The organism is Caballeronia udeis, assembly GCF_044909315.1.
GTDB lineage: Bacteria > Pseudomonadota > Gammaproteobacteria > Burkholderiales > Burkholderiaceae > Caballeronia > Caballeronia udeis_A.
On sequence record NZ_JBIYEB010000050.1, the window covers coordinates 14,838 to 41,147 of the forward strand.

The 26,310-nt window shown below is 56.9% G+C and carries 31 protein-coding genes and 4 pseudogenes; 19 read left to right on the forward strand and 16 right to left on the reverse strand.

The annotated features are described in order from the left end of the window. Positions 1-15 precede the first annotated feature (15 nt). Entirely contained in the window at positions 16-915 is a 900-nt protein-coding gene (locus ABH944_RS41940; RefSeq protein WP_404614922.1) for a LysR family transcriptional regulator, read from the forward strand. A 167-nt stretch (positions 916-1,082) separates the two neighbouring features. Here the strand turns inward: ABH944_RS41940 and ABH944_RS41945 are convergent, their stop codons facing one another. Further along, on the reverse strand, positions 1,083-1,973 hold the full coding sequence (locus tag ABH944_RS41945) for a helix-turn-helix transcriptional regulator (protein ID WP_404614920.1): 891 nt from the start codon (positions 1,971-1,973) through the stop codon (positions 1,083-1,085). A gap of 200 nt (positions 1,974-2,173) precedes the next feature. Here ABH944_RS41945 and ABH944_RS41950 point away from each other — a divergent pair, with 200 nt between their 5' ends. Next, a complete protein-coding gene (locus ABH944_RS41950; protein WP_404614918.1) occupies positions 2,174-2,668 on the forward strand; it encodes a cupin domain-containing protein in 495 nt (164 codons plus the stop codon). Between the two features lie 310 nt (positions 2,669-2,978). Here ABH944_RS41950 and ABH944_RS41955 read toward each other — a convergent pair whose 3' ends face one another. Next, entirely contained in the window at positions 2,979-3,341 is a 363-nt protein-coding gene (locus ABH944_RS41955; RefSeq protein ID WP_404614916.1) for a nuclear transport factor 2 family protein, read from the reverse strand. A 130-nt stretch (positions 3,342-3,471) separates the two neighbouring features. On the opposite strand from ABH944_RS41955, the gene ABH944_RS41960 reads away from it, so the two are divergent. Next, positions 3,472-4,293: a MerR family transcriptional regulator gene (locus ABH944_RS41960; protein WP_404614914.1), complete on the forward strand. Its 822-nt coding sequence runs from the start codon at positions 3,472-3,474 to the stop codon at positions 4,291-4,293. Between the two features lie 116 nt (positions 4,294-4,409). Beyond that, positions 4,410-4,736 carry a DUF1330 domain-containing protein gene (locus tag ABH944_RS41965; protein WP_404614912.1) on the forward strand — a complete coding sequence of 109 codons (327 nt, stop codon included), beginning with the start codon at positions 4,410-4,412 and terminating at the stop codon, positions 4,734-4,736. Positions 4,737-5,113: 377 nt separating this feature from the next. Here ABH944_RS41965 and ABH944_RS41970 read toward each other — a convergent pair whose 3' ends face one another. The 7 genes from ABH944_RS41970 to ABH944_RS42000 form a co-directional block, all read right to left on the reverse strand. Further along, positions 5,114-5,698, reverse strand: coding sequence for an aldehyde dehydrogenase family protein (locus ABH944_RS41970; RefSeq protein WP_404659703.1), 585 nt, complete (start codon positions 5,696-5,698; stop codon positions 5,114-5,116). A 184-nt stretch (positions 5,699-5,882) separates the two neighbouring features. After that, positions 5,883-7,028, reverse strand: coding sequence for a branched-chain amino acid ABC transporter substrate-binding protein (locus ABH944_RS41975; protein ID WP_404614908.1), 1,146 nt, complete (start codon positions 7,026-7,028; stop codon positions 5,883-5,885). Between the two features lie 174 nt (positions 7,029-7,202). Further along, positions 7,203-8,018, reverse strand: coding sequence for an alpha/beta fold hydrolase (locus tag ABH944_RS41980; RefSeq protein WP_404614906.1), 816 nt, complete (start codon positions 8,016-8,018; stop codon positions 7,203-7,205). A 10-nt stretch (positions 8,019-8,028) separates the two neighbouring features. Then, complete coding sequence (locus ABH944_RS41985) at positions 8,029-9,243, reverse strand: pyridoxal phosphate-dependent aminotransferase (protein ID WP_404614904.1); 1,215 nt, start codon at positions 9,241-9,243, stop codon at positions 8,029-8,031. Continuing rightward, a complete protein-coding gene (locus ABH944_RS41990) occupies positions 9,240-9,890 on the reverse strand; it encodes an RraA family protein (RefSeq protein WP_404614902.1) in 651 nt (216 codons plus the stop codon). The genes ABH944_RS41985 and ABH944_RS41990 overlap by 4 nt, the downstream gene beginning before the upstream one ends. Further along, positions 9,887-10,552 carry an RraA family protein gene (locus ABH944_RS41995; RefSeq protein WP_404614900.1) on the reverse strand — a complete coding sequence of 222 codons (666 nt, stop codon included), beginning with the start codon at positions 10,550-10,552 and terminating at the stop codon, positions 9,887-9,889. Before ABH944_RS41995 ends, ABH944_RS41990 begins: the two co-directional genes overlap by 4 nt. Continuing rightward, a complete protein-coding gene (locus ABH944_RS42000) occupies positions 10,552-11,217 on the reverse strand; it encodes an RraA family protein (protein ID WP_404614898.1) in 666 nt (221 codons plus the stop codon). The genes ABH944_RS41995 and ABH944_RS42000 overlap by 1 nt, the downstream gene beginning before the upstream one ends. 102 nt (positions 11,218-11,319) lie before the next feature. On the opposite strand from ABH944_RS42000, the gene ABH944_RS42005 reads away from it, so the two are divergent. Continuing rightward, positions 11,320-12,216, forward strand: coding sequence for a LysR family transcriptional regulator (locus ABH944_RS42005; protein WP_404614896.1), 897 nt, complete (start codon positions 11,320-11,322; stop codon positions 12,214-12,216). Positions 12,217-12,425: 209 nt separating this feature from the next. Here the strand turns inward: ABH944_RS42005 and ABH944_RS42010 are convergent, their stop codons facing one another. Then, a complete protein-coding gene (locus ABH944_RS42010; RefSeq protein ID WP_404614894.1) occupies positions 12,426-12,656 on the reverse strand; it encodes a hypothetical protein in 231 nt (76 codons plus the stop codon). A gap of 153 nt (positions 12,657-12,809) precedes the next feature. Between ABH944_RS42010 and ABH944_RS42015 the strand changes: the two are divergent. From ABH944_RS42015 to ABH944_RS42025, 4 genes and pseudogenes are all read left to right on the forward strand, one after another. Beyond that, a pseudogene (locus ABH944_RS42015) lies at positions 12,810-13,532 on the forward strand (IS6 family transposase). 49 nt (positions 13,533-13,581) lie between these two features. Further along, positions 13,582-13,779, forward strand: a pseudogene (locus ABH944_RS44680) (acetyl-CoA carboxylase, carboxyltransferase subunit beta); the annotation flags it as partial. Positions 13,780-14,062: 283 nt separating this feature from the next. After that, a complete protein-coding gene (locus tag ABH944_RS42020) occupies positions 14,063-14,296 on the forward strand; it encodes a hypothetical protein (RefSeq protein WP_404614892.1) in 234 nt (77 codons plus the stop codon). Positions 14,297-14,628: 332 nt separating this feature from the next. Continuing rightward, a pseudogene (locus ABH944_RS42025) lies at positions 14,629-15,300 on the forward strand (transposase); the annotation flags it as partial. Positions 15,301-15,336: 36 nt separating this feature from the next. Here the strand turns inward: ABH944_RS42025 and ABH944_RS42030 are convergent. Together ABH944_RS42030 and ABH944_RS42035 are read right to left on the reverse strand one after the other, a co-directional pair. After that, positions 15,337-15,486: pseudogene (locus ABH944_RS42030) on the reverse strand (AbiEi antitoxin N-terminal domain-containing protein); the annotation flags it as partial. A 39-nt stretch (positions 15,487-15,525) separates the two neighbouring features. Next, positions 15,526-15,804 (reverse strand): hypothetical protein, encoded by a 279-nt coding sequence (locus ABH944_RS42035; protein WP_404614890.1) that lies wholly within the window; start codon positions 15,802-15,804, stop codon positions 15,526-15,528. A 356-nt stretch (positions 15,805-16,160) separates the two neighbouring features. On the opposite strand from ABH944_RS42035, the gene ABH944_RS42040 reads away from it, so the two are divergent. The 4 genes from ABH944_RS42040 to ABH944_RS42055 all read left to right on the forward strand — a co-directional run bounded on the left by ABH944_RS42040 (position 16,161) and on the right by ABH944_RS42055 (position 17,740). After that, a complete protein-coding gene (locus tag ABH944_RS42040; protein WP_404614888.1) occupies positions 16,161-16,559 on the forward strand; it encodes a DUF2384 domain-containing protein in 399 nt (132 codons plus the stop codon). After that, complete coding sequence (locus tag ABH944_RS42045) at positions 16,556-17,077, forward strand: RES family NAD+ phosphorylase (protein ID WP_404614886.1); 522 nt, start codon at positions 16,556-16,558, stop codon at positions 17,075-17,077. Before ABH944_RS42040 ends, ABH944_RS42045 begins: the two co-directional genes overlap by 4 nt. A gap of 83 nt (positions 17,078-17,160) precedes the next feature. Next, positions 17,161-17,448: a hypothetical protein gene (locus tag ABH944_RS42050; protein WP_404614884.1), complete on the forward strand. Its 288-nt coding sequence runs from the start codon at positions 17,161-17,163 to the stop codon at positions 17,446-17,448. A gap of 31 nt (positions 17,449-17,479) precedes the next feature. Beyond that, positions 17,480-17,740 (forward strand): hypothetical protein, encoded by a 261-nt coding sequence (locus ABH944_RS42055; RefSeq protein ID WP_404614882.1) that lies wholly within the window; start codon positions 17,480-17,482, stop codon positions 17,738-17,740. A gap of 17 nt (positions 17,741-17,757) precedes the next feature. On the opposite strand, the gene ABH944_RS42060 is transcribed toward ABH944_RS42055, so the two are convergent. Together ABH944_RS42060 and ABH944_RS42065 are read right to left on the reverse strand one after the other, a co-directional pair. Continuing rightward, a complete protein-coding gene (locus ABH944_RS42060) occupies positions 17,758-18,078 on the reverse strand; it encodes a CcdB family protein (RefSeq protein WP_404614880.1) in 321 nt (106 codons plus the stop codon). Then, entirely contained in the window at positions 18,078-18,320 is a 243-nt protein-coding gene (locus ABH944_RS42065; RefSeq protein ID WP_047846543.1) for a type II toxin-antitoxin system CcdA family antitoxin, read from the reverse strand. Before ABH944_RS42065 ends, ABH944_RS42060 begins: the two co-directional genes overlap by 1 nt. 296 nt (positions 18,321-18,616) lie before the next feature. On the opposite strand from ABH944_RS42065, the gene parS reads away from it, so the two are divergent. From parS to ABH944_RS42095, 6 genes are all read left to right on the forward strand, one after another. Continuing rightward, the gene (parS, locus tag ABH944_RS42070) at positions 18,617-19,057 is read left to right on the forward strand and encodes a type II RES/Xre toxin-antitoxin system antitoxin (protein WP_404614877.1); all 441 of its coding nucleotides are present in this window, start codon (positions 18,617-18,619) and stop codon (positions 19,055-19,057) included. 17 nt (positions 19,058-19,074) lie between these two features. Continuing rightward, complete coding sequence (locus tag ABH944_RS42075) at positions 19,075-19,530, forward strand: RES family NAD+ phosphorylase (RefSeq protein ID WP_404614875.1); 456 nt, start codon at positions 19,075-19,077, stop codon at positions 19,528-19,530. Between the two features lie 522 nt (positions 19,531-20,052). Next, positions 20,053-20,637 (forward strand): DUF7713 domain-containing protein, encoded by a 585-nt coding sequence (locus tag ABH944_RS42080; protein WP_404614873.1) that lies wholly within the window; start codon positions 20,053-20,055, stop codon positions 20,635-20,637. A gap of 199 nt (positions 20,638-20,836) precedes the next feature. Next, positions 20,837-22,036 carry a hypothetical protein gene (locus tag ABH944_RS42085; RefSeq protein WP_404614871.1) on the forward strand — a complete coding sequence of 400 codons (1,200 nt, stop codon included), beginning with the start codon at positions 20,837-20,839 and terminating at the stop codon, positions 22,034-22,036. Between the two features lie 89 nt (positions 22,037-22,125). Next, on the forward strand, positions 22,126-22,317 hold the full coding sequence (locus ABH944_RS42090; protein WP_404614869.1) for a hypothetical protein: 192 nt from the start codon (positions 22,126-22,128) through the stop codon (positions 22,315-22,317). A gap of 163 nt (positions 22,318-22,480) precedes the next feature. Then, positions 22,481-23,851: a hypothetical protein gene (locus ABH944_RS42095; RefSeq protein ID WP_404614867.1), complete on the forward strand. Its 1,371-nt coding sequence runs from the start codon at positions 22,481-22,483 to the stop codon at positions 23,849-23,851. Positions 23,852-24,250: 399 nt separating this feature from the next. Here the strand turns inward: ABH944_RS42095 and ABH944_RS42100 are convergent, their stop codons facing one another. Next, entirely contained in the window at positions 24,251-25,378 is a 1,128-nt protein-coding gene (locus tag ABH944_RS42100) for an ATP-binding protein (protein WP_404614865.1), read from the reverse strand. 510 nt (positions 25,379-25,888) lie between these two features. Further along, on the reverse strand, positions 25,889-26,310 hold a 422-nt coding region (locus ABH944_RS42105), incomplete at its 5' end, for a DUF3734 domain-containing protein (protein ID WP_404614863.1).

Consider the following 26,310-nt stretch of genomic DNA (forward strand, 5'->3'; position numbering starts at 1 on the left):
TGATACATAATATGTATGGACCTTCGGCATCTCAGATATTTCGTGGTCGTGGCGGAAGAACTGCATTTCACGAAAGCAGCGCAGCGCATTGGCATCGCGCAGCCTCCGCTCACTTTCCAGATCAAAGCGTTAGAGAACGAGCTAGGTGTTCAGTTGTTCGATCGTCAGCCTGGGCGCGTCAGTTTGACCGAGCCTGGAAAGATCTATCTGGAGGAGGTACGCGTTATTCTGGAGCACGTCCGAACCGCAGCGCTTCGGTGTCAGTTAAGCGCGAAGGGCGTAACGGGTAGGCTTAAGATTGGTTTCACCGAATCCGCCTCATTTCGCGAGGAAATGACGAATGCGCTGCATCAATACCGCAGCCTGTTCCCGCAGATCGATATCTCTCTCGAGAAGAATCGCACTGGCCCGTTGATGGATTCGTTGCGTCAGGGCAGGATCGATGTGGCATTCGTTCGTCCGCCGATTGAAAGCGATGCCGAGATACAGTTCGTATTGATTTCTACGGAACCAATGGTTGCGGTAGTACCCAAGGGGCATCGGCTGGAGGGATCCAGTACCATCGCGCTCGAAGAACTTCGCGACGAATTGTTTGTGCTTTATTCCCGGACGACACGCTCAGGACTACCGGAGATGGTCATCAACGCCTGCGAGGCCAGCGGCTTCATGCCGAAGGTCGTGCAGTATGCGCCTCAGATTTCGTCGACAATCAACCTGGTTGCGGGCGGACTGGGGATTTCGATTGTTCCTGCATGCATGCGCAGCAGCCGCGCCGATGCGGTGCGATATATCCCGTTGACTGGCGCAGGTGCCGGCATCAGCGCCAGACTTGGAATAGCGCATAGAGTGAAGGGATTGCTGCCGGCTGCGGAGAATCTAGTCCGCCTCGTAACAGCCGACGCTGCCGTTTCGTGAGTGGTTCCCGGGGAAGAATTATCGTAGCTGAGGGCTCCCAATCGAAAGATCGAATTTCTCTCAGCATAGCGCGGTGCCAGTGCCTTGGTACTCAGCCTTCCGAACGCGCGAACCTATCGTCAGCCTTCCAATTAAAAGATATCAGTTCACGTAACCGACCCGGTTAATTAGCCACGCTTACGAAAGTGACTCGGCGAGACACCGGCGAGACATTTGAAAACTCGGGAAAAGTGCTGGGAGGTCTGAAAGCCGCAATGCAACGCGATCTCCAAAGTGGACAGCCTGGAATACTTGAGCAGTTCTTTCGCGCGCTCCACCCTCAGGCCAACCATGAAGCGGTGGGGCGTAGTACCAAAGGTCGCCCGGAACGACCGTGAGAAATGCGATGGACTATAGCCCGCGCATTCCGCCAGATCCTTCAGCGTCAGTGCGACGTGGAGGTTAGCGCGGGCAAATTCTTCCACGAGCTTTGCACGTGCAGGCGGTAGTGTGCAGTCCAGATGAGTGCTGCTGGGAACAACATCGGCGTATCCGCTGACGAGCAGTGCTGCCAAAGCGCTTTCAATCCCGTCTACGAACAGTTGTCCAGACGGATATCCGCTCGCCTGCTCGATGCTTAACGCCCGCAATAGTGCGGTCAGTCTCGTATCTCGGACACCGCGGTTAGCCGTGAGATGAAAGGGTGTATGAATCCCGAGCGCCTGAGCGGCTTCCGACAGCACGCGGTCCTCGACTTGCACGCTAAGTACTTGGGCATCCTTAAGCCATGAAACGCTCTCCGTCTGATTGCGTAAAGATATGACCACGCCATGCGAGGGAATTGCGATTCTCGAAACGGTGCTGTTATCAACACAATGTAATACGTGCCCCGGATCAATGAACAGCGTGAGAACGTGTCCCCGGATTTTCCGCGTTTGCCAATCGCTGATCCTCCCGCGGTGCGCTTCGATTGCAAGCGACGGCGATGGCGAGCGAGCGCCTTGATTGAGCGTTGGGAAGAGCGGGCGCAGCGCACCGTCTATTTCAGCAACGATGCGAGAAGATGGCGGTGTGTTCATGCTATCGGTTCGTCGCTCAAGACAGTCTCGGTGTCGCTAGTTTAGCGCGGCCGAAAGGAATTTGACGAGCACGTCGTTCGCGGGAGCGAGAATCGGCACAACGTAGCACGAACAGGCACGCACGCATTGCCGTGGGATGGTTCAATGAACGTCTAGTGTTTTCCTACCGATTTTCTCCCCATCAAAGCCAAGGAATTAGCATGTTGCAACAGCCTGCTGTTCACAACCGCCAGTCACCGACTTATGTGTTCATGGGTGTCACTATGAAGATCCTCCTATCCAGCGAGCAGACAGGGGGACAGTTTTCCCTGATCGAGGGTGTGATGCCTCCTGGCGGTGACGGCGGACTTCATGTCCACAGTCATGAGGATGAATCCATGGTGCTGCTCGAAGGGCAACTGGAAGTAACCATTGGCGAAAAGGTGTTCGAGTTGTTTGCCGGAGAAAGTTATTTTGCTCCACGGGATGTGCCGCAGCGGCTACGCAATCGGGGAACGATTCCCGCGCGCGCTATGCTGGTCACAACACCTGGCGGCTTTGATAATTTTATTGCCAAGGCTGGCGTCCCGTTAAGCGATGCAGTATTGAGTGCCTCACTTACTCCGCCGGAACCGCATCAACTCGCGCGCCTTTTCGAACTGGCTGAAGAGTTTGGAATAAAAATCCTGGTCCCACCAGAAGCCCAAGGGGATTGAAAAGGGCGTACGGCGATCGAGCCTGCGGTTCACTGATGATCGTCATCGATGTTATCGAGCGCAGCACGCCGATCCGGGCACCACCCGTACAGCGAGCGTCTGCAATGGTCTCAGTCTGAACCGGTCACTCAATTACACAATCGGCCAACTCCAGCCAGTGGCTGCGTTGATCAGCGCACCGAAGAGCTATCATTCACAGGTGATTGGAACCGAAATAGATCGCAAAGCGAAGCATTTACGCAACGGCGAGCCGCCTTTTAAAGCAGGTTCCTCGAGTGACGGGACTGGATTAGGCTGCCACAACGTCCAATCAGTATGGCGAAGGATGGTTACGAATTACAACGAGGCTAACAATTTTGCTGCCGCGGACACTGAAATAGTTCGACATGATCAGCTCGCCGGGAGGAAGCGTGGATTTATCGTAATCACCATCATACGCGGCGCTGACTATAACGTCACCGTAATGATCGACGACCTCGCGCACGTCGAGGGTCACCTTGTCACCCACCATCTCCCTCTCTACCCATCGCCGGATCGCGTTGATGCCCCTGATCTCCCGGCGGTTATCATTGACATAGGCGTCCGGCGCAAAGGTCGCGACGACCGCGTCGGTGTCGAAGGCATTAACGGCCTTAATGTGCTCGGCAATGACACCAGTAAGTGGGATTGTCATGTCCAGTGGCTCCATGTTGTCTGTGGGCGCTGTGGCCCGGAACACTTATCCTGGCTGCTGCTGCAACATGAGAGTCAACAGCCCCCTTGGGGGTTGACTCTCCCCTAAGGGGAGAGTGCACAATTGACGCATGCGATCCTTCCTGACAATCGGCGATTTCGCGCGCGCTACGCATTTGAGCGTCAAGACGCTGCGCCACTATCATGAGACAGGCCTTCTCGCGCCAGCGGAGGTCGACGCGCAGACTGGCTATCGTCATTATGGAACGGATCAGATCCCCACCGCTCAAGTGATACGCCGTTTCCGCGCCCTTGATATGCCGCTGGAGGAAATCCGCGCGGTTCTGGCGGCTCGAGATCTCGATACCCGCAACGAGCTCATCTCCGCACATCTCGTGCGTCTGGAGAGCAGCCTCGCCCGTACTCAGAGCGCGGTCGCTTCCTTGCGAGGTTTGTTGCAGCACTCTGCGCGATCGTCCGCGCGCATCGAACAGCACAGCGTCGACGCCACCATGGCGGCCGCAATCAGCGAGGTCGTCGATGTCAAGGACGCATTGTCCTGGTACCAAGGTGCCGTTGCTGAACTTTACGCCACCCTGGCCGCACAACACGTGCCGATCACGGGGCCGGCGGGCGGAATCTTCTCGAACACCCTGTTCTCAGATGCACGCGGGGAGGCAACCATCTTCCTGCCGTGCGGCGCTACGGTGCGCCCGATGGGCCGAGTGCTGTCGCTCGCGGTGCCCCAAATTGAATTGGCCAGCATCATGCATGCCGGGCCGCACAGCGATATTGATCTGGCTTACGGTGCACTGGCGACGTATGTGGCGCAGCACGCACTGGCAATCGAGGGGCCAATCCGCGAGTATTATCTCGTCGGATCACACGAGACAGCCGACGCGACGCTCTGGCGAACAGAGATCGGATGGCCTATTTTCCAGACTGCGGTGTAATCACTGCCAATGTGAGCGCTGTTCTTGCGCTTCGGTTCGAGACACGACATCGGCCCCGGACCCGGGGGGCAAAGCATCAGGATCTGGCATTTGGCCAGTCACCATGGGAGCTATCAATGCCTGCTTACGTAATTTCGATATGCCGAGGCGTCTCCGATCGGGCCAGGCTTGAACAATACTGGGCACATTCGAGGCCGACTTTCGAAGGCTTCGACGCCAAACTGCTCGCGGTCTACACGCAGGTCAGACCGCTCGAAGCGCGTGGTCCTGTAGAGGGCGTTGTAGTGGTCGAGTTTCCGTCAATGGAGAGCGCAACGCGATGGTACGAAAGTCCTGCCTACCAGGAGGTGCGCAAGTACCGAATAGGTGCAGCCGAATTCGAGATTATGCTTGTCGACGGCGGTCTCGTCGATGCCAGGGATCGCATGCCGCATCTAAGATAGGAGCTGCTGAAGTCGCATATATCCAGCTTTTTGGGCGGTGGACAATTAGCGGGACCGAGGTTCTCTATAGCTACCGGTTGCAGCGGATGACTTTACAACGCGCTGATACAAGGATTGTGGAACTACTATAGTGCCTTTTACCGGACGGTCAGAATCGACAATACGCCTGAGAACCAGAAATGCGTATTCAAAGGCATAGCCGATTCGCCTCTAATCCGCCGCTCATCGTAACGGGTGATAAATACAAAAGCGGCACCGGTGGCCCATCATCCGAATAGTCTCGCTGGCGAGCCGTTAAAAGGGTGTCGCCTGCGCGACACCTTTGCGCATCAATTGGCGATGCAGACCGACCTGGTCTCCGTATAAGCTTCGATTAACTAACGGCCATGCTCGCGTCCGTCATCGGACGACTTGAAGCCGCCGAACGGCAGTGCCGGATCAACCATGTTGTGCGAGTTGCCCCGTGCCGTGCCTGCTTTGACAAAATCGATCACGTCGAAGGTGCGGTCGAGCCGATTGGTCCACATGCTGGCGCCCAAGCCGTACTCGGACGCGTTCGCGGCCGCGATGGCCTCAATCGAGATCGTCGTAAGGCATGGCGACCAATACCGGGCCGAACACTTCCTCGCGCACGATGCCAGCGGCTTGTTGTCGTAGTGTGCGAACACGCTCGGCTGGACGAAGAAGCCCGGGCGATAGGTCGCACTACCACCGGCGAGGACCTCGCCGCCTTCGACTCGGCCTTGCTCGATCATGCCGGTCACCTTGTCGCGATGACGCGAAGAGATCCACGGCCATTCGTCCGATGGAGGGAATACATACCAGCAGCCGTCATCGTGCCGGAAGAGAAACAACGTACATACTGCGCGACCGTGCGCATCTTCACCCTGGACGCACCGCTTCTTGCCCCTCGGGTTGCCTGAATGGGATAACGCGGTTTCGTTGTCCCGAATCTGCCCCAAGCCATTTCTCGACTTGGGAGCGCAGGGACCATTCACTCTCGCTGTTCATGCCATCTCCCATCACCGCACCTGGCCGTTCAAGCCAGAGCGCTGATGTTCCGGCCCCCGCTTTTGGTGACGCGCGTTGCACACTGATGGATGCGTCATACGTGCGTTCACCGCAAGTCATATGTCATCGCGATATTTACATTTTCACCACGTCGAGCAGCGTTTTTTTGCCCGATTTGTAGTGGTAGAGAGAGACCACGCCGTGTCGCAAATCGCCCTTCGAGTCGAAGGTCGTTTCGCCAATAACACCGGTGTAATCTGTGCTCGGCATCTCAGCCAGAATCTTCGCCTTATCGACCGATTGCGCCCGCTTCATTGCGTCGACGACGATATACACCGCGTCATATGCAAACGGAGCGTAGATCTGGATAGGTTGACCAAAACGCTTTTCATATTTCGCCTGGAAAGCCTTACCGTCAGTCATCTTCTCAAGCGCAATTCCGGCTTCCGAACAGACGACGTTGTCAGTGGCGTCGCCAGCGAGATCCGACAGCTTGTCGGAACACATACCGTCCCCCGACAATATCTTCGCGCGCAAGCCGAGCTGCTTCGCCTGCTTCGCGAACGGGCCTCCGGTGTCGTCCGATCCCCCATACATGATCGCGTCGGGGTTTTCTCCCTTGATTTTTGTCAGGATCGCGTGGAAATCGACTGCCTTGTCGTTGGTCGCGTCGTGTGACAGTACGTTAAGGCCCAGCGACCGCGCCGTCTGTTCGAATACGTTTGCGAGACCTTGACCGTAAGCGGTCGCGTCATCGACGATCGCGATGCTCTTCACTTTCAGCCCACTGGCTGCGTACTTTGCAAGTGCTGGTCCCAGTTGTGCATCGGTCCCGACAACGCGGTACGTCGTCTTGAAGCCTTGTTGCGTGTAAGCCGGATTGGTAGCGGACGGCGAGATCTGTACAATCCCGGCGTCGCTGTAGATCTTTGAAGCGGGTATCGAAGCGCCCGAGGTCAGGTGGCCGATCACGGCGACAACATTGTCGTCCACCAGCCTTTGCGCCACCTGGGTCGCCGTTCGCGGATCATTCGCGTCGTCTTGTGCGTCTAGCTGCAGGGTAATCTTCTGGCCGCCGATCGTTAGACCCTTGGCGTTAATGTCTTCGATCGCAAGGCGCGCACCGTTTTCATTGTCCTTGCCCAGGTGAGCGATGCCACCCATTAGCGGTGCGACGTGACCAATGTTCACGATTTCGTCCGCCATCGCAGTTGTTCCTGCCATTGCAAGCAGAATGACTGTAGCGCTGATCGGCAACGCATCTCTGATTTTCCTTATCATTCAATTCTCCGGTCCCGTACGAGTCAAAAGATATGAAGCGGTACACCAAGGGCGCATAAAGCGCTTTCATGAAGTCGGATGAAAATACCGGTACCACGTTGCGCGGTTAGCGTTGAGCATCCTTAGCACATGGCTGACTGCTTCCCGTCAGATCACGATTCTTAAAGATCAGAATTAGTAATCGAGATGGCTAAAGAATTCTGAGATCAGTCGCCACATTTCGACAGGATTTGAGTACATCGGAAAGTGTCCACAGGAGCTGACCTTAGCTACGCGCACGCCGTTCTCCCCGAGTTCCGGCAGGTAGGAAAGTTGTTGGTTTTGTTCGCCATACATGAACATTCGAGGACAACGCAGCGACAGAAAACGCCTCATCAAATCTCCGTGATCGGACAACTCAACCATCGATATGAAGATGCCTCTTACCGCGGCAACCCGCACTCTATGCCGGAGTCCTGCTGCATAAAACGCGGCGGAGTAGTAACTTGAATGCCATGTTCTTTCGATGAAATTCTCGAAAAATATTTCGGTGCTTTCGGCAGGAAAATCTATGATCTGACGACTTAGAAAGCAATCCTCGGGGGCGACGTTACCTTCAATGTCGATAAAGCTGAGGACGCGATCTGGCTCTGCATCTGCCAAAATCAATGCCGTTAGACCACCCATTGAGTGTCCGATCAGATGGAACCTGGCAACAGACAAATGGGCAAGCAGCTGTCGTGCTGTCTCGACCAGGAAAGGAATGGATACTGCGCTCAGATCGGTGCATTCGGTTTCGCCACAGCCGGGAGCGTCATACGCGATGACAGAATGTCCGTTGAACTGCGGATGGAAAGCAACATCAGCATAGTCTTCCTTTGTAGACCCGAAGCCGTGCAGAAATAGAATCGGCGGCTTTTCGCCGGGCCGATACAGGACAGCAAGTTTTAGCCCGACCCCCAGGACGTCTAGCTCAATTGATGTCTTCGTAAATTCTGTATATGTTGACATGGTGAAAGAATTATCTGACGGACTGACAGAAGTTACGAATCGCGTCGCAGGCCTTGGCCAGCGAGACTTCATCCAGTGCGTAGGCGATACGGATAAATGGACCGAGACCGAACGCACTACCGTGTACGACGCCCACATCTGCCTCGTTGAGCAGTGCGATAGCAACGTCTTCATCGCTCTTCAACACGATACCTGCCGGGGTGACGCGTCCGATCAACGCGGCACATGACGCAAAAGCGTAAAACGCGCCTCCGGGTTTCTGACAACTGAGTCCCGGGGTGGTATTCAGCGCTTCCACCATCATGTTCCGGCGACGCTCGAATACCGCCCGGGTCGTGCGAATAAAGTCTCTTGGACCCGTAAGCGCTGCCAGTGCCGCGTGTTGAGAAATCGAGCTCGCCGCGGATGTTTGTTGTCCCTGGAGTTTTTCCATGGCATCGAGCAGCCACCTCGGTCCTGTTCCAAAGCCGATTCGCCAGCCTGTCATCGCGTAGGCTTTCGACACCCCGTTCATCGTCAAAGTCTGGGGTTGCAAACGAGGCTCGACAGAAGCAATTGTGTGGAACGTTGCGCCGTCGAATACCAGGTGCTCGTAAATGTCGTCGGACAAAACCAATACATGCGGATGCTCAAGGAGAACCTCGGCAAGCGCCGACAGATCCTCGCGGGTATAAACCGCGCCGGTCGGGTTCGATGGCGAGTTCAGGATCAGCCAACGGGTACGAGTTGTTATGGCGCGCCGGAGCAACTCGGGGGTCAGCTTGAAATTACTATCGCTACCGCACGACACGATGATGGGCCGCGCGCCTACCATTTGAACCATCTCCGGATAGCTGACCCAGTACGGCGCGGGAACGATGACCTCGTCTCCCTCGTTCAATGTCGCCGCGAGCGCGTTGTAGATCACATGTTTGCCACCGTTGCAAACCATGGTGTCCTGCCACTGGACGTCCAGATTGTTTTCAGTCCGGAATTTTTCGGCCACTGCTTCGCGCAGTGAGCGTATGCCGGAAACGGGCGTGTAACGCGTGTGTCCGGCCCGGATCGCGTCAATGGCCGCTTCGCAGACATGCTTTGGCGTGTCGAAGTCAGGCTCACCGGCACTCAATGAAATGACGGCCGCGCCGGATGCACGACGAGCGGCGACCCTATCCATCATCTGATAGGTCGTTGAAGGTTGAGCCTTCGCCAAATGGACGTTCAGCGTCTCAAGCCCGCTGCTCATTTGAGCGCCCTCCAATGGGTCAACTCGAGCAACTCGAGGGTCGTCGCGCCATCGGTGAGCTTTTGCATCATGGCCGCTTCTTTTTCGGCACGGACTTCGCCGGCCAGGATAGTGCGCCCGGCTTCGGCCGCCGGTATCACGATGACGCCGTCGTCGTCCGCGACAACGAGGTCCCCGGGCGCGACAGGCACGTCCGTAAAGCTCATGGCGGTGCCGACTGACGGCACACTGGCCTTCACCGTGCCTCTCACGGTAATGCCGCGCGAGAACACGGGAAACTTGTGGGATCGCATGGCTGCGACGTCCCGTACGCCGCCGTCGATCACCAGCCCAGCGACTCCAGCCACCTCGGCCGCAACCGTCAATACCTCGCCCCAATAGCCGGCGACAAAGTTCGACGTACTGACGACCAGAACGGCACCTCGCGGTACTTGCTCCATGGCGATGTGAATGGCCAGATTGTCACCCGGCGAACATTCGAGCGGGTAGGCGGCCGCGGCAATGAAAGCACCGTCCCAGATGCTGCGGATCAGAGGATCAGCCGCGCAACGCAGCCCCGATGCTTCATACAGAGTGGAGCTTCCCAGTTTCCGGCAGCGCTCGGCGAAGTCACTGGGGAGTGGGCTGACGATCGATTGCCGGGTCATGACGATTTCCGTTGGAGCGTGTGATAGCCCAGCGCCGCTCGAGCTTGCTGTAGCGTCTTGCCTTGCGCGAGCTCCTTTCGGATGCGATCTTCGACCACCTCGATCTTCCGTGCGGCATCGGCCACGTCGACGGCTCGATCCCTCGGGACCACGACCACGCCATTTGCGTCGGCCACCACAATATCTCGCGCGCAGACGCGCGTCTGGCCGATTGACACGGCCACATTGATTCCGTCGACCTGAACCCGATCTTTGCCGGTCCGCATGAAGCGGCCCTTCGTGAACAGTGGGTACTCGTCCGTGATTGCCTTGTTGACGTCGCGGCAGACTCCGTCAATCACGGTCGCGGCGACTTTTCGCTGACCTGCGTACAGGGTCATGATGTCGCCCCAGACGGTACAGTCGGTACGGCCGCCGTTGTCGATGACAACGACGTCGCCCGGCGCGACGTCATCTAGGAAGTCACCGACGGAGCCTGCAGGTGTGCTTGCGGGCAAGTACTTCACGGTGAATGCGGGGCCGACTACGGCACGTGTGTAGTTCGTGAGCGGTGCGATGCCCAGACACTGACCCGGCAGACCCAGCTTGTCCATCGCGTCCGACACGCCGGGCGTATCCAGGCCTTCGAACAAGGCACACAGTTCCTGATCTTCGCTATTCATTAGGCTTGCTTCTCCTTGATTGCGTCAAATTCCTTGTCATGCATGACATCTGCGACCGGGCGGCCGGCGCGTACGGCCTGCACCATGGCATCCTGCCGTCGAGCAATACGCTCGCCGAGTTCAATGACTTCTTCGACGCGATCTTGCGGAACGAACGCGGTTCCACATCGATCGGCAATAACGAAATCATCTTGTCGCACGACCACGCCAGAAAAATGGATCGGCTCACCGGCTGACAGCTGCGCCAACCGGTTGCGCGCGCTGATCATCGTGATCCCGCGCCCGTACACGGGATAGCCAATCGATTCGCTGCCTTCAATATCCCGGCTTACGCCATCGATTACGGTGCCACGCACGCGCTTGAATTGCGCAGCGTTAGCGATGATGTCGCCCCAGCATGAGATCCCTTCCGGAGCGCCGGTAATAACCAGGACGCGATCATCGGTGTCAATCCCGGCAATCACCGGCGTGATGATGTGTGCCTTTTGCTGTCCGTCAGCTTTGGTTCCTAGCTTGATGGTGCTAGCGCGCCCAACGATTTTCGGGCAGTTCCATAGTGGGCGGATGCCGAATGTCGCTCCGGGCAAACCCAAAAAATCCAGCGCGTCAGATACCGTGTTGGTATCGAGTGTCCCGAGGCGGTCGAGTAGCGAACGCTCTGCCATGAAGAGTCTCGAAAGGTTATGAGGAAATCAGTCTCTCCCTTATAGTTCGATATGTATATTTCGAATAACGGAATAGATTGATACGTGGAGGCTATGAAAAAAATGGTCAACTTCAGACTGATCCGCCATCTTTGGCTATTCCTCGCTGTGGCGCAGGAAGGTCATTTCGGACGTGCTGCGAAGCGGCTTAACATGTCGCAACCACCGCTCACGGAGCAGATTCAGGTGCTCGAACAGGCCTTGAAAGTAAAGCTCTTCGATCGTTCAAGGAGAGGAACACGGCTGACGCCCGTCGGCGCTGCAATCCTTCCGGCTGTGCTGAAGTTCGCCGAACAGCTCGAGCGGCTGGAGTTCGCTGTACAGGAGGCGGTGGAAGGGCATAGCGGACTACTGACGATCGGTGCGATTACATCGGCCATGTTCGATGTCCTTCCGCCGCTTGTCGCGCGTCTCAAGGCTGAGTATCCAGGGCTGACGATATCGGTTCGGGAAATTGACAGTGTCGAAGCGGTTCCGGCACTGCTCGCCGGCGATGTCGATCTGGCCTTTGCGCGTCTTGAAGGCGACCTTGGCGAGTCGATCGAATCATTTCCCCTGAAGCAGGATCGCCTTGTTGTCGCGATGCCGGCGGAACATTCCCTGGCTAGCGCTGCGCGCATCCGGTTAAGCGCGCTTTCTAACGAAAGTTTTGTGATGTTCCCGCGCGAGGTAAGCCCTGTTTATTTCGACAGTCTGATAGCGGCTTGCCGCGAGCACGGTTTTTCGCCGCGCATTTTGCACCATGTGCGTTCGGTTGCTTCGCAAGTTGCGTTTGTTGCGTGCGGGCAGGGCATTGCGCTGGTGCCCGAATCGCTGCGCTCGCTTGCGCCCGAAAATGTCGTCTTTGGTCCGTTGAAGGAAAACGTCAGCGTGGTAACGATTGCAGTAGCGTGGAGCTCGGGGCGAGAGAGTCCTCTGGTCGCGTCCGTTATTAAAACGCTCGGCCGGCGCCGAGGATGAGTGTGCTTACCGGCACCGTTTGGAGCAATACGTTGTCCATATCCAAGTTTTAAGTTTTTGGGAATATACGTGTAGAAGCATCGATGGGAGACTCGGGCATCTCCTCTGGTCTTAGGTCTCCCTGAAACGAAGGATTTTTTAGCACCGTGTTCCGCGCTGGGTATCGAGCTCACTGAATATGACGAGGCTGCCCGTGGCGAACCAATGAACTAGTGAACGAGAAACGCTGCGGCACAGTCGGTTTCCTGGCATGTTTGTCGAGCGCAGTTTTTCGCGATTTCAAGCACGTCGGTCACCGCACGGTTGCCTTTCATTGTGTCCTTGTGCACGAGGTAGAAATTGAACCATTGTGCCGAGTCGAACGGCCTCGCGACCAGATCGCCGTGGACGCAAAGATCAGCGGCTGTCAGTGCGTTCAACAGGCTGACCCCGTTGGTCAAGCGGATTACCTCGCCAAGACAACTCAGGCTGACGCGCAAGTCGTAGCCGAGCTTGCGGGTGTGACCGGTGTCCGAGTAGATTAGGTGGTCGGTTCTGTCGCGTTAAGGCGGGAGAGGTAGTATTCGAGGCTGAAAATATGCTTTGGCTGGCCGATGAAGAAGACTGAAACACCGCGAAAGACGCTTGCCGGGGGGATCGCCCGAGTGCTAAAGCGCCTTCACTATCCGCTCGATGTGATGTCGCTGTGCGTGCGGTGATACGTCGCGTACTCACTGAGTTTGCGTAATCTCGAAGAAATGATGGCCGAGCGCGGTATTGACGTTGATCATTCAACGGTGCATCGCTGGGTGATCAAGTTGGTGCCGCTGTTCGAGAAGACGTTCCGTAAGTTCAAGCAGCCGGTAGGCAAGAGCTGGCAGATGGACGAAACGTATATCAAGGTCAAAGGCCAGTGGAAGTACCTCTACCGGGCGGTGGACAAGGTGGGCAACACCATCGACTTTCTGTTCAGAGCCAAGCGCGACAAGGTGGCAGCGCGGTGCTTCTTTGAAAAGTCGATCGCTCAGAACGGTGTACCCGAGACGATAACCATCGACAAAAGCGGCTCTAATCTGGCTGCGCTGCACGCGGTGAACGCCGAGCGCGAGACGCCCATCACGATCCGTCAAGTCAAGTACCTGAATAACGTGGTCGAGCAAGACCATCGGGCCATCAAACGCATCACCCGACCGATGCTGGGCTTCAAGGATTTTCGTTGCGCCCGCATCATCCTGTCCGGCATCGAAGTCATGCATATGATCAGGAAAGGGCAGATGAAAACAGAGAGTGGGACCTATCCGTCCGCCGCCGAGCAGTTTTATTCGATGGTTATGTGAGCAGTCCTTGTCATTTCGGGTCTGCTCATCAAGGTGGCCTTATCGCGACAGAACCTTAATTGCCTTCACTGGGTCTCGCGTAATCGAACAAATTGTGCATGAAAAGTTGCCAGAAGGCTGCCAGCGCCCGGAGTTTCTCATTACGAGAGGCGCAATCGACATGATTCTGGATCGGCGGAAGCTGCGAGAGGAAATTGCCAGGCTAGTGACGTTACTAACGCGCCAACCCGCGGAATCTGTTGTCTAGGCTGGTGCCAACATCCACAGAGTTTTCCCGTTTCAATGCCGAAATTAAGCAGGTATTCGCGCCGCGACCGCTACTTGGCATGCCGTGAAGCGCCCTCGCAGAGCGCATATTACCGACCGACATGAGGCAGGGGTCGGCCAGGCACGGACGATGGCCGCAAAGGCTGAAATCATCAACAATCGGGCGCGATGCTGGATCTGCATTGCGGTGAAAACGTAGCCGACAAGAATCGCCCCCTCGCAGCGGCGCTAGAATCCAGTTTTCCATCCGGTCGAACCTGTAGATGACGCACTTATACGATGACACTGGAGCACTGGCGAGATCTCTCGCCGACGCCGGTTTGGGGCGGCACGCAGAGCAGCTTCTAGCTGCGCTGTCTGAAGGATCGACCGGAACGGAAATTTTTATGATCTTGCGTTTACGCCTCTGCGACGTCATCGATGATGGAGCCGTACCCCCAGAGTACAAAGGTGAAGCTGCGGGACTGCGTGATATTGTGGTCGATGCGTTGAAATAATCCGTCCGGGCATCCGTATCTCGCGCTTTCGATGTGCGACCGGCCGCTTTTGGAAACGGCGTTTGACAGTTCAGGGTCGGCTACGGTCTTCCGAAGGCAACGAGCAGTGTCGGCTACGATATGTGGAGCGGTTAATGTGGATGGTCAATCGCGGTAAGTGATTGAATTGACGGGAAGGGCGACGGCCTGCAAAGTCGCTGTGGACAGTCGATCCATTGGCAGACATGGATGCGAGCGCGATCGGCCGCGAGAGGCAGAGTCCGACCCAGCTTGTGTGAAAACGCACGCTGATCGCCTAAACTGAAGTAACGCATTCAGGTCGGAGCGGGCACATGAAGCGATTCGTCGAAGGCGAAGACCGTAATCAAGCTGTTTTGCTGCCCGAGTATCTTGAGGACTATGTGCCCGATGACAATCCAGTGCGCGTAGTCGACGTCTTTGTCGATGAGCTTGATCTTCGTGGTCTCGGCTTTGACGGAACCGCACCTGCAGCAACGGGACGACCCTCCTATCATCCGTCCGTTTTGCTAAAGATTTACATCTACGGTTATCTGAATCGGATTCAGTCGAGTCGGCGTCTGGAGCGTGAGACCCAGCGCAACATCGAGCTTATGTGGCTTACAGGCCGCCTTTCGCCGGACTTCAAGACCATCGCCGATTTCCGACGCAACAACGGCAAAGCAATCCGCAATGTCTGCAGTGAGTTCATCGTGCGATGCCGAAACCTGGACCTCTTCTCAAAGTCGATAGTGGCCATCGACGGTAGCAAGTTCAAAGCGGTCAATAATCGTGATCGGAACTTCACTGGCGGGAAGGTCAAGGCGCGCCTGCAGCAGATCGATGAGAGCATCGCGCGATATCTTTGCGCGTTAGAGACGGCAGACCGGACTCAATCCGATGTGGCTAAGGCGAAGACGAGCCGCATCGGCGACAAGATCAGCAAGCTCAAACAGCAGATGCAAGACCTTAAGGCGATGGAGCAGCGATTGCGCGAGTCGCCAGACCCCATCCCGGGTGGGCGTGTCGCCAGCCAGCAGGTAGGCGCCCTTGGACAGGCGTTGCAGCCATCCGGCGTTGACCAGATAAGTGGTCTGCTGAGCGCTCACGCCGCAGTCGCGAAGCATTCGCGGCGTGAGCGGTTGCCCGCGCGGCGCGCTTGCCATGAGTCGTTGAAGTGTCTTGCTGGCCATTTCGTCGATAACGCATGATTTTTTATAGCATACACCCCTTTAATTTGAAGTTACAAAGAATAAATCATGCAGCGTCCGCGCGCTGACGACAGGCGACGATGAATAACGCGGTTCGAAGCACGGGGATTTTTCAGGCTCACACAGCATGACTTGTTCTCCGGAAATACCGATTTTCTTGTATTTGGAGAGAATAATGTATGCATTCACCGTGCTGTCATCTGCGGATCGACGTTTGACCTTCGAGTAGCGCACGCGGCCGGCAAGACAGACGGGAATCTGTGACATCAACAACTGGCAAAACGACCACTGCGGCAGCATGCCCACGGTCTTGCTGTGGGCATGCTGCCGCAGTGAGCGAAGCGCTCAAACACGCAAGTGTTCAGACAATTATTTGAGGTCGACGTTCCTGTTGAGCCACGTCGAGCGGCAAAGATGGTCGCCGTTTCCGCCTTTAATTTGACATAAGGTTATTTATCAATTTTAAGTAATCAACTACCTGATAGAGCGATCGGGTCGGATCGGTTGAATTCGGCTTTAAACGACGATGCCCGCCGGCCTTGGCGTTGCGGGTCTACTTGCATAAACGTCTGTGCGCTGACTCCAGGCAAGCACCACAGATGCTGTGCGATTAAGCTGCTATAATGGTGCACATATTGTGCACCATGGAGTTGGAAATGGACCCATCGCTCTCTCAAACCGTCGATCATCGCGCAAGCTTCGAGCAGTTCATGGAGTCCCTGCGTGACTCGGACTCGCCGGCGTTGTCTGCGCGTGCCTTTGGACAAGCGCTGAAAATTGACCTGCAAACCTTGGCCAAGCAAGCCCATGTGCACCGAAATACACTCAGCCGGGCGCCCGGCTCTGAGAGCGTACAACGGTTCTTGCGCGAAGCTATACGTGTTCTTCGAGCCGCGAGCGATGTTTCTGGCGACGTTGAGCGGGCGTTGTTTTGGTATCGAAACGAACCTCTGCCTGTATTTGGCTATAAAACTGCTGAACAACTCGTCTCCGACGGTCGGGCTGACGATGTGATCCGCTATGTTGTGTCGCTCGAAGCAGGCGCTGCCGGATGATTGTCACGCAGCTTGAACGCATCACCGCCTACCGCGTTCACACGCCAAAGTGGGCGTCAATGCCTCTCAGTGGCGCTGGCGCGGCGACCCACGGTGGCCGCGTCAATCGGCCCGGAATAGAAGCGCTCTACCTCGCACTCGATGTACAAACGGCCATTGATGAATACAAGCAGGTCTCGACGCTGCTGCCACCCGGTACCTTCGTGACCTATCAGGTCTGCTGCGCACCGATCGTTGATTTTCGTGCGGGGTTGAACGCGCGCGAATGGGATCCGCTCTGGGAAGATTTCTATTGCGATTGGCGCGCGATGTGGTTTAACAATCGGATTGAACCGCCCAGTTGGGTGCTGGGTGATTTAGTGCTCAGTACTGGGGCTAAAGGTGTTCTTTTCAATTCACGCCTAGCCTCGACGGGCACCAACCTTGTGCTCTACCCGAGCGTGTTTAACGAGGCCGATACAATGTCGGTCTTTGATCCCGCCGGCGCGCTTCCGAAAAACCAAACGTCGTGGGAATAATCGTTCGTGATCTTGATCGCCGCAGTTGGCATTTCCTCAAAACGCTGCTGCGCGTCGTCGATCAATCAAGTTAAGAGGGCTCTGTGAACAAACTGTCCGAAGAGCTGACCCGAGTTCTCGCGGAAGCGGGCGAAGGCCTCAAGGCACTCCAGGAGGACGTCATCACGACCGGCTTCGATCCGGACGATCCGGCGAGCGTCGAAGCCGCCATTCAGCACGTGGAAGACACGATCGACGCGAAGGTTGCGCGTTTTTACGGCAACGCGTTGGTTAGGGAAGCGGCGAACCAGATCAAGGCCGAGTGTCGCGCGAATATCCTCCAACAGGTCGAGGCCGCGGGCACGAATCGCGGCGCGCGAACTCTGCACTAATAAACGGCGGCCGTTCCGAAATTAACGCGCCATGCAATTGCCGCATATATTCGTCTGTCAGGGCTTTTTAGAAATATCCGGTTCAGCTATTAGAGATGTCCCGATTCCGTCCTCCGGGCGCACGCTGGTGAAGTGCGCCGTCAAGGGGGCGATCATGAATGAGTGTGGTTTCGTCACGGCGAACATGCGTGAGCTGGATTGGTTCAAGATCATCCAGGTGGTCGCCGAGCATAGAGCGCACGGCAGTTTTAAGGCCGTTCCTTGGCCAGTTTTCGCCTGTGAGACCGACTGACCCCATGTTGCCTTCGGTCAGTAGGCCCCGAAAATTCGGTCGAGCGCGGCCAAGATGGCATCGCGGCGATCCGCAAGGGAGCCGATGCGCCTGCCGAGTGCCTTCAAGGGAACCGCACTCATGGCAGGCGTGTCGAGGAAGTGTTTCTCGCCATTGATCTCTAAGACCGGCAGCAAATCGGACGGTTTGCCTGAGAACCCGAGATCCGGGGTAGGTCTCAGAGGAATCACGATGCGCGTCGGCAAGATCCCGACATGCGTGCTCTGCACGTCGAGCAGGTACGGTGCAAGGCGCCGCGTCTCATCGTCGGGGTTATCGTAGAGATCAAAACGCGCCATTAAAACGTCCTGTACTTCGAGAGCGGCAGCCCGTCGCGTTCAACCATCGCCGTGTATGCTGCGACCAACTCGGCATTGTCGTCGGCCCAACGGCGAGCCTCAGTCTCCTGGATTTCTTCGCGCACACCACGCTCACTCGCGCGCGAAAGGTTGATCCCGAGCTCCTTGGCCCGATCCAGGACTTCAGGCGGCAGCGTGACGTTCGTGGACTTGCGTGCCCGGACTTCGAGTGCCTTACCCATGTGCATCTCCCTATTGTAAAACATGTGCATTATAGTCCACATACACAATGATCCACTAACAGGACGCCGGATGATTGGTATCTCACCCGACCGTCTGCCGGCTCATGCAACGCAGTAAACACCCCTGCCGGTACGCGAACTTATGGCGCGGGAGTGGAAACGCAATGGCTCTCGACCTGTCCTCTGACGGGCACATCTCCAATCCGATGAGTTGGCGTCCCCATGCTGCCACTTCCGCAGAGTTCTAATGCCGCCATTTTGGTGTAAAATGGATGCCAAATGGCAGGAGGTGAATCGTGAGCGTTATAGAGACTGTTTCAGCAGACACGTTGCTTGGCGGGCGCGCGGTATTTGCCCGCGCGCCTCGGTCGGGCCTTGAATGGGTCGATGTGGTCCGTCACGGCATCTCCTCGAGGGCCCTCGATTCAATGCTGAAGTCGATCGGCTTATCGCAGGCGGAACTTGCACAGGCACTGGACATCCCCGAGCGGACCCTGGCGCGGCGCAAGCGCGAAGGCGTGCTCAGTCGCGAAGAGTCGGCGAAATTGCTACGACTCGCGCGGACGGTGGCCCGGGCCGCGGAGGTATTCGAGGGACTCGATGCCGCGCTCAATTGGCTAAAGACTCCCATTGAGGCTCTGGAAGGTGCGACACCGCTCAGTCTTATCGATACCGATATCGGGGCCGATAGTGTGATGGACACATTGGGCCGCATCGAGCATGGTGTGTTTGCTTGATGCGCACGATATGGCGAGTGGTCACGCAACGATACGCAGATACGGCCTTTTCGGGGGAAGGCGCGCGGTTGTATGGTGGACGGTGGAACCCCAAGGGCCTCGCGATGGTTTATACGGCCCAAACGCAGTCGCTTGCTCTCCTTGAAATGCTGGTGCAGGACGCACCACTGCATGCCAGCTATGTGATGATTCCAGTTCGCGTGCCCGAGCAAATCGTCGTGCATATCGACCAAACTACGTTGCCCACCGACTGGCGCGAGCTTTCAGCCAGGCATGACCTTCAACAAATCGGGGCGGCGTGGATACACGCTGGAACGAGTGCCGTGCTAACAGTTCCGAGCGCGGTCGTTCCTGCTGAGTTTAACTATCTACTCAATCCCGCTCATCCCGATTACGCGTTCCTCGAGATCGGGACACATACGGGGTGGATAATTGACCAAAGGTTGCTGCGGCGCGCGACCGGGCCTAGATAGCGCGCCCTCTATCTCCGCTTCGTCCGACGGTCTGTGGTCGGCAACCGCTTACATCCAGGCGTTCAACATGGCCACCGTTCAATAATCCGGTTGCAATCGACGTTTGATAGTCAAAAAAATAGGATATCAAAATAATCTAAATTAAATACAATTATCGAATTTTCATTTGTAGTACATATCAAACAACGCCACCAATCCGCTGGCGTAAGCTAACCCAACAAGACAGCGATTTATTCGCTCATCTTGCGGTTGGCGCTTGGCCGACCGCGATCAGTCATAGCGCGACGCAATCCGCACGCACAGTCTTTTCGCGGCAAAGAGTCTGACCATTTGCTGATGGTTGCCCCCAAGCGTCCTCGATGTCGTGCACGTTGCCCTTGGTGTGTCGTCGCGAGTGCTTTCTCAGACGTGACAAAATAGGCACATCGCAGACAAAGCAGATCTGTTGTACTGCAGCACGCCACCGCGAGATCGCATGCGTCGCACAGCGCGCTGCTTATTCGATTCACCTGGAGTTCCGTCATGTCCATTATCCAATGCGCGGCTTGCGGCGCCATCGTGCCGCACTATGACACCGTCAATACCGTCAGCGAGGGACACGGCGACCGGTTATTGTGCACCGCCTGCTTCAACCGAGAAATGGCTCACCACACCGGTCTTGATGATTTCGGTGAAGTCAAGTTTAAACCGGTGCACCTGTCCGATGCCAATGGAACCGTCCACGAGTTCCATATTCGAAGTCTTTTGTTCGGCGACAAGCTTTCTCTCGAAGCATTCGATTCGACGAGCGAGGAAGAACCGTCGGGATATCGCTTTCAGATCATCGGCGATCCGCTATCGGATCAATTCGTTTTGCTGGGAAAGCTGATTGAAAAGATGCGCCGTTTGCTTGCGATCGCCCACGTAAGAGACAGCGATCTCGGATTGCAGATCGTCGACGAAACCGTCCGCGGTAGAATCGAATGGGACGGTTTCGAGAATTCACGTAGGCCATGCGTCGTCATAGATGGTCGCCGCGTCGAGTGGGACGAACTCGGTCGCATGCTGATGCCGTTTGAAGGATGGCAGTTCAAGCTCGAAGTGCGCGATCCGAGTGACGAGATTTGAGATGTGGTGGCCGCAATCAAATTCGAGGTACTGCCGCGCAGTTTGGGCCGGTGACGCAATGTGGATCTAACTGAAATTGATCGCCAGGTGGGCCGACGCCTGGCTCGCTGATTGAACAAGTTCGCGCCTAAAACCAAACTTGGCATGGTTTAAAGTTCGGCCCACCGGTCCAGCCCTGAAGGCGTCTACGAAATAAGTCATGAGCGAATATCAATACTATGAGTTTGCCGCGGTCGATCAACAACTGACGGAGCAAGCACAATCCGAATTGAGAAGCCGCTCTACACGAGCGACGATCACGGCATCGTGCTTTATCAACGAATATCACTGGGGCAATCTGAAGGGTGAACCGCTTGACTGGGTCGAGCGCTTTTTCGACGCTCATGTCTATTCCTCGAGTTGGGGAAATTGCCGCCTGCTGCTCCGTATCCCACGGGACGTCATCGACGCGAAGGTCATATTCGACTGCGTCGACACCCCAGGTCACTCGGCGAGTGCTTCCATGCCGACGGCTTTCGAGGTAAATCGAACCGCTCAGCACTCGATTCTTGATTGGTCGTTCAATGATGATTCCGGCGAACACGCCAGATTTTATGAACAGGCAGACGGTCCGGGTTGGATGGCAAGGCTGTTGCCTTTGCGTGATGAACTACTAAGAGGCGACACACGCCCCCTGTACCTCGGCTGGCTCGCTCGGCTAGTCAATGGCGAACTGCGCGACAGCGACCGTGAACCCCCGTTGCCGAACGGGCTGCAAACACTGACGCCTGCGCAGGCGTCACTGGCAGAGTTCATGATGCTCGATCCAGACTGGCTCGCAGCAGCAGCCGAAACCAGCCCGCCTCTATTGGCCGATGTCGACGACGACGCGCGCTTCGAGCCATGGTTGCTTGAACTCACCGCAGCGGAAATGCGCGATGCTTTACGCCAACTGCTGCGTGGGAACGCTCAGGAAACCGAACGTGGTTTGCGCACTCGGTTTCTAAACTGGGATCGCACTCGTAATCCCAGCCGGGCCGAGCCAGTGACGCGTCGGACGGTCGCTGAAATAGACGCTCGACGCGATGCTGCCCGCGCGCTTCGACTACGTCGCGAACGGGCAGCCAATGACGCTGCAGAGGTGCGCCGTATTGCCGAACGTCGCCGCTACCTGAATTCGCTGATCGAGCACGAAAGCACGACATGGGAGCGTATCGACACCACACTACAGCGCGGGTCCGGCCACGCATACGGTCAGGCGTTCCAACTTCTTCAGGATCTTGCCGAGGCCTACGCATGCGTCAAAAACGACGCCGCATTTCGCAGAGGCCTCGTTCGTTTGATGGCGAAACACGGAAACCGTGGAGTGTGGGTGAAGCGCCTAATGAACGGCGGCTTCATGTGGACGCCGAAAACGTAAGCCGGAACGTCACCGTAAAAAGAGCCGGAAAACTGTGCCCACTGATAAAATCCGGCGTGACAACGACCTTCCCCGGACTCTCCCCCATCATGGACTATCGCGTCAGCTATGAGCACAGCCTGGCGAGCGCGCCCGACGACTACATCGCCAAGGTTCCGTCGCAGGTGGTCAAAGACGTGCCCGCGAACATTCCGCGCGCCCTTCTTCCCGAGTTCATCACCGATCTCATCTTGAAACGCTCTGCGCGCATCGGCAAGATTCGCCATCTGCGAATTCTTTAGACGAACGCGGTCCCTCGATTCCGACATGGTGGTCGCCGAGAGCAACACAGCCAGCGCTAGGGTTACGAGAATGGCTCATTGCGTGACGGCGAGTCCGGTGTCAGTACACCTTCGCCTATAATGCCAAAACTGATAGTGATTTCACGGCGGGGAGCCCTACTTTATGAGTCAAGCACACGGGCGATACTCGGGATCTCGTGACAAGGGCCAGCGTCAATCGCGCCAACCTTCAAAAGCGACATCCCACCAGCAGAAGAAGCCATACGTAAAAGCTCCACCTGCTCGAGATCCGGCCCACACGGCCTCCATTTTCAAAACGCGTTCGTTTAAATTGTTGGTAGACGCGGTGGGCGCGGAGAACATCGCACTGGGACTCGACTCCAACTTAACGCGCGTGGCCGAATTGGCAAACGGCGAGAGATTCACGCCTGAGACAGCCTTTCATATCGAAACGACGCTTGGGCTGCCCGATGGGTTTTTCGATCAGCCCAATCCTGTCCTCACGCCCGAGATCATTGGGCGCTTGAGGTCACCACTAGACTTCATTCACGCGAACACCGAACCCGAAATTGCGTACGAGCAAGTGTTGAAGCCGGCTCCTGTCACGCAGGCCAATCACCCCCCTACCCTAACCGATCGTTTGCCCAGAGAACCAGAAATGCCAAAGAAGACAAATGGCGGGTCGCCACGGGCCGTCGCGAAAACCAACACTACGACGGCGAAGCCTGCCACGGCAACCCCGCTGAAATCGGCACCTGCGAAAGTCAAAGCGTCCTCAAAGTCGGAGGCTCAGCAAGCCTTGCCGTTGAATGACATCGCAGCTTTGGAAAACATTCGTCGCACTAACCTGCACGTGCTTACGTCCCGCAAAGGATCGAAGGTACGACTCGGCGTGGTGATGGAAATTAGCGACTCCAACATGGCCAATCGTTTCTACGGACAGAAACGGATGGACGATGCGGAAGCAAACCGGTTCACCGAACGCCTTGGTTTGCCGACGGGCTGGTTGGACGTTCCGCGTTCAGTAACGGACATCCCTGAGTCGGTGTCGGATTTGCTTGTTCCCCCGTCGCGTCACCATGCATCCGCTCAGCAAGAACTGCCGCCCACGATTGAGCCAAAAGCGCCAGCGGCGAAGAAGCCTGCGGGTGCGAAGGCGAAGACTGCGGGTGCTAGGCTCGCCCTGCCCTCTGATGCTGATGGCACAGGCGGTTCAACAAGCGTCGCCGCTGAGACGAATTCAGTCATGGGGCAACAAGATCGAGCGATCCCGTCCGCCGCCGTTCCGACGATTCGGCGAACCGTTGATAACGATGTCTCGTTCTCCGCCGCCCGTCAGCAGTTTGCGCCAGCCCCCGTAACGCAGGTGATCACGGAGCCGCGCCGTCTCACTTCGACGTCCAGCCTGGACGACCTACAAGGGATTGAACCGATAGCGGAGGCGCTGATAAAGACACTCGCGGGCAAAGCACGTACTGGTCGCCTAGACGAAATGAAAGCCTTGGAACTATTGCGACAAATCGTGTCGCTCTGATTTGAATCGACATGGCAATTGATATCACCGGTTGGTGCGCAGCGCGCTGAACAGCCTAGGAGACCCAAATTTCCGTACAGCCGCATGTATATGGTAGACGAACCATGCGGTTTCTACATAAAGCATTTCCGCTTGTCGACCAACCGTCGAAAAAACGAGCGTAGCGCTCGAGCGGTCTGGTACTTCGTCGACCCGCAACCAATACATCGAAGTTTACCGAGCGGCGAGTCTTCGACCATTGCTGCCGTTGGTTCAACGACATGACAGCGGCAGGTAGGGGACACAAAGGCGTCATTTCGACTCGACCGGTGGACGGCCGCTTTGCCTCAGCACATACCCAGCGACGACCGACGTCGAGGAGGAAACTCAGCCTCGGCGCAATGAACCATAGACACCTTATCAAGGTTCGCCAGCACGCGGGAGCGACACTGAAAATGAGGTCTCCCTCTCGTCGGAGCGCGCTTCGATCGCACCATTGTGGGCCTTGGCAATTTCGCTCGCTATATACAGACCCAGTCCGAGATTACCCGCCCTGTCGTCTTTGCTCCGCTGTTCCTCCCCCCGCATCAGGGGATCAAAGATACGCGCCAGCGTCGCGCGCTCAATAGCCGGTCCACGGTTGCTAACGTTGATACGAACATGCGTCGCGTCGCAAGTCACCATCACGCGCACCGGAGTTTCCTGGGCTCCATACTTGAGGGCATTGAGTACAAGGTTTCCGAGCAATTGCTGCAGGCGCTGGCCGTCCCAGACTCCATGTGAATCGCCCGTCACGTGCAGCTCAATCTGCCTGTCCGGATGAATGGCTCGCAACTCTTCCAGTTCTTCAGTAAGCACGTCCACGAGATTGACACGCTTGCGTATGACGTTGATGCCTAAGCCCAGCCTGGTCCGATTGAAATCGCACAGGTCATCAAGCAATGCCTGCATCCGGGCTCCGCTACGTATCAGGCGGCCTGCTGCGTCGGATACTCGCTCCCCGGCATTCAGTGTTTCAAGATACGACGCAGTCATCTGAATCGCCTGCAGAGGGCTGCGCATGTCGTGGCCAAGCATGCCAAGCAGGAGATTGCGACTCTTCTCGACCTGCGCGCTGAAAAAGTCGACCGATTCCGCGAGTGCCTGATCGATCGCCTCATCGAAACGAATGACGTCTTCCAGATGAGGCGCGTCGGGCGCGCAATCATCCATCCACAAGCGGAGTACGCTTGCACGCAGCGCACGATATTCGGCCGTGAGTTGTCTGATGTTGAAGCCGGACCGTGCCCTCAGAAGGGCGTGCGTTTGCGCGGCTGTTTCGGCCGCATTGATCGGAGCGGGAGCCCGCCCGACTGATTTTTCGTGCTGTGCCTCCCTGGTCTGCGCAGTCTGCAAGTCCTTTGCCACCGCGCGCAGGATCTCTGGCGCATGGTCTCGTAACGCCGACGGTTCCATAACTGCCGATGCCGGTACGAGGGAGGCGGCGAACGCCTCCCATTGCGCCAAAATCGGCTCTGATTGCCGCAAGATAAAGTCAGCAAGTCGCATAGAAGCGTCTCCGTGGCGAGTCGGGAATTCGCACCGCCGCACCTATGTTACGCGCAAATTAGGGACGAACATCGATGGGAAGACGCGGAAGCGGCCGTTCGCGCGACGCAGCCGAACGTCACAAAATGGCCGGTCCTTGCCGGATGGCGGTCGGCGCTTCCCGACCCACGACTGACTTTCGACCTCATGCGAGGGCTAGGGCAGGTTGCAAACTGGAACGGCCATTCGCGCGGCGTCTCGGCCAGCAAGCAGTCGGCAATTCCTGACAGTCGGGCGGGTTGGTGCTACGTCGGCACTGGGAGGGTTGCTGACGGTGGCGGCATCGAGCATCCATCCGGGCACTCCCGCGGAACCATCTGCATGATTCGCCCTAACTTACCTTCTAAGAATGAATACCTTCGGCCCGGGAATACGTTTCGTTCGAGACGATTCCAATCGCGAAGGTTGCATCTCGCCATTCGACTGGGGCATGCCGCTCGCAGCATCCGGTCGACAAGACCCCCGGGCTTATCAGGACTGTCCAGCTTCCGCCGGAGCCGGCGCTTCCTGCGCGGCCCCCGCAGCCTCTGTCGTCACCAGGCCATTCTCGACACGATGCACCACCACGCCAAGATGAGCCTGCGACTTTTCCGTGAACCACGGCTTCCTGCTGATCGCCGCTCTCAGGTCGGCATAGCCGGCTGCACGCCGCTCGGCGATTGATTCACGCGAGAACTCCGCATCACTGCCGGGCAACTGATCAGGACCCGGTCGATAAACGACATGGACAATGTCGAGCCGCTGAAACGCAGGGTCCTTCGGTACGGCCGAGGCTGCCCGCGTCCTGAGCTGGTGCGTGGCCTGACGGAGCCGGGCGCATGCCACGGCCGTATCGAGGTGATAGCGGCTGCGGCTAGCATACTGAATCTGCTTCGCTCGCCAGAGTACTTCGT

Coding starts and splice junctions, on each gene's coding strand:
- ABH944_RS42065 (WP_047846543.1), bottom strand. CDS start 18,320: ATGGGTAAGGCACTCGAAGTCCGGGCACGCAAGTCCACGAACGTCACG.
- ABH944_RS42005 (WP_404614896.1), top strand. CDS start 11,320: ATGGTCAACTTCAGACTGATCCGCCATCTTTGGCTATTCCTCGCTGTG.
- ABH944_RS42020 (WP_404614892.1), top strand. CDS start 14,063: ATGACGCACTTATACGATGACACTGGAGCACTGGCGAGATCTCTCGCC.
- ABH944_RS42060 (WP_404614880.1), bottom strand. CDS start 18,078: ATGGCGCGTTTTGATCTCTACGATAACCCCGACGATGAGACGCGGCGC.
- ABH944_RS42090 (WP_404614869.1), top strand. CDS start 22,126: ATGGACTATCGCGTCAGCTATGAGCACAGCCTGGCGAGCGCGCCCGAC.
- ABH944_RS42095 (WP_404614867.1), top strand. CDS start 22,481: ATGAGTCAAGCACACGGGCGATACTCGGGATCTCGTGACAAGGGCCAG.
- ABH944_RS42080 (WP_404614873.1), top strand. CDS start 20,053: ATGTCCATTATCCAATGCGCGGCTTGCGGCGCCATCGTGCCGCACTAT.
- ABH944_RS41995 (WP_404614900.1), bottom strand. CDS start 10,552: ATGAATAGCGAAGATCAGGAACTGTGTGCCTTGTTCGAAGGCCTGGAT.
- ABH944_RS41940 (WP_404614922.1), top strand. CDS start 16: ATGGACCTTCGGCATCTCAGATATTTCGTGGTCGTGGCGGAAGAACTG.
- ABH944_RS42040 (WP_404614888.1), top strand. CDS start 16,161: ATGGACCCATCGCTCTCTCAAACCGTCGATCATCGCGCAAGCTTCGAG.
- ABH944_RS41975 (WP_404614908.1), bottom strand. CDS start 7,028: ATGATAAGGAAAATCAGAGATGCGTTGCCGATCAGCGCTACAGTCATT.
- ABH944_RS41980 (WP_404614906.1), bottom strand. CDS start 8,018: ATGTCAACATATACAGAATTTACGAAGACATCAATTGAGCTAGACGTC.
- ABH944_RS42085 (WP_404614871.1), top strand. CDS start 20,837: ATGAGCGAATATCAATACTATGAGTTTGCCGCGGTCGATCAACAACTG.
- ABH944_RS41955 (WP_404614916.1), bottom strand. CDS start 3,341: ATGACAATCCCACTTACTGGTGTCATTGCCGAGCACATTAAGGCCGTT.
- ABH944_RS41990 (WP_404614902.1), bottom strand. CDS start 9,890: ATGACCCGGCAATCGATCGTCAGCCCACTCCCCAGTGACTTCGCCGAG.
- ABH944_RS41985 (WP_404614904.1), bottom strand. CDS start 9,243: ATGAGCAGCGGGCTTGAGACGCTGAACGTCCATTTGGCGAAGGCTCAA.
- ABH944_RS41960 (WP_404614914.1), top strand. CDS start 3,472: ATGCGATCCTTCCTGACAATCGGCGATTTCGCGCGCGCTACGCATTTG.
- ABH944_RS42055 (WP_404614882.1), top strand. CDS start 17,480: ATGCAATTGCCGCATATATTCGTCTGTCAGGGCTTTTTAGAAATATCC.
- ABH944_RS42100 (WP_404614865.1), bottom strand. CDS start 25,378: ATGCGACTTGCTGACTTTATCTTGCGGCAATCAGAGCCGATTTTGGCG.
- ABH944_RS42035 (WP_404614890.1), bottom strand. CDS start 15,804: ATGCTGCCGCAGTGGTCGTTTTGCCAGTTGTTGATGTCACAGATTCCC.
- ABH944_RS41965 (WP_404614912.1), top strand. CDS start 4,410: ATGCCTGCTTACGTAATTTCGATATGCCGAGGCGTCTCCGATCGGGCC.
- ABH944_RS42045 (WP_404614886.1), top strand. CDS start 16,556: ATGATTGTCACGCAGCTTGAACGCATCACCGCCTACCGCGTTCACACG.
- ABH944_RS41945 (WP_404614920.1), bottom strand. CDS start 1,973: ATGAACACACCGCCATCTTCTCGCATCGTTGCTGAAATAGACGGTGCG.
- ABH944_RS41950 (WP_404614918.1), top strand. CDS start 2,174: ATGTTGCAACAGCCTGCTGTTCACAACCGCCAGTCACCGACTTATGTG.
- ABH944_RS42000 (WP_404614898.1), bottom strand. CDS start 11,217: ATGGCAGAGCGTTCGCTACTCGACCGCCTCGGGACACTCGATACCAAC.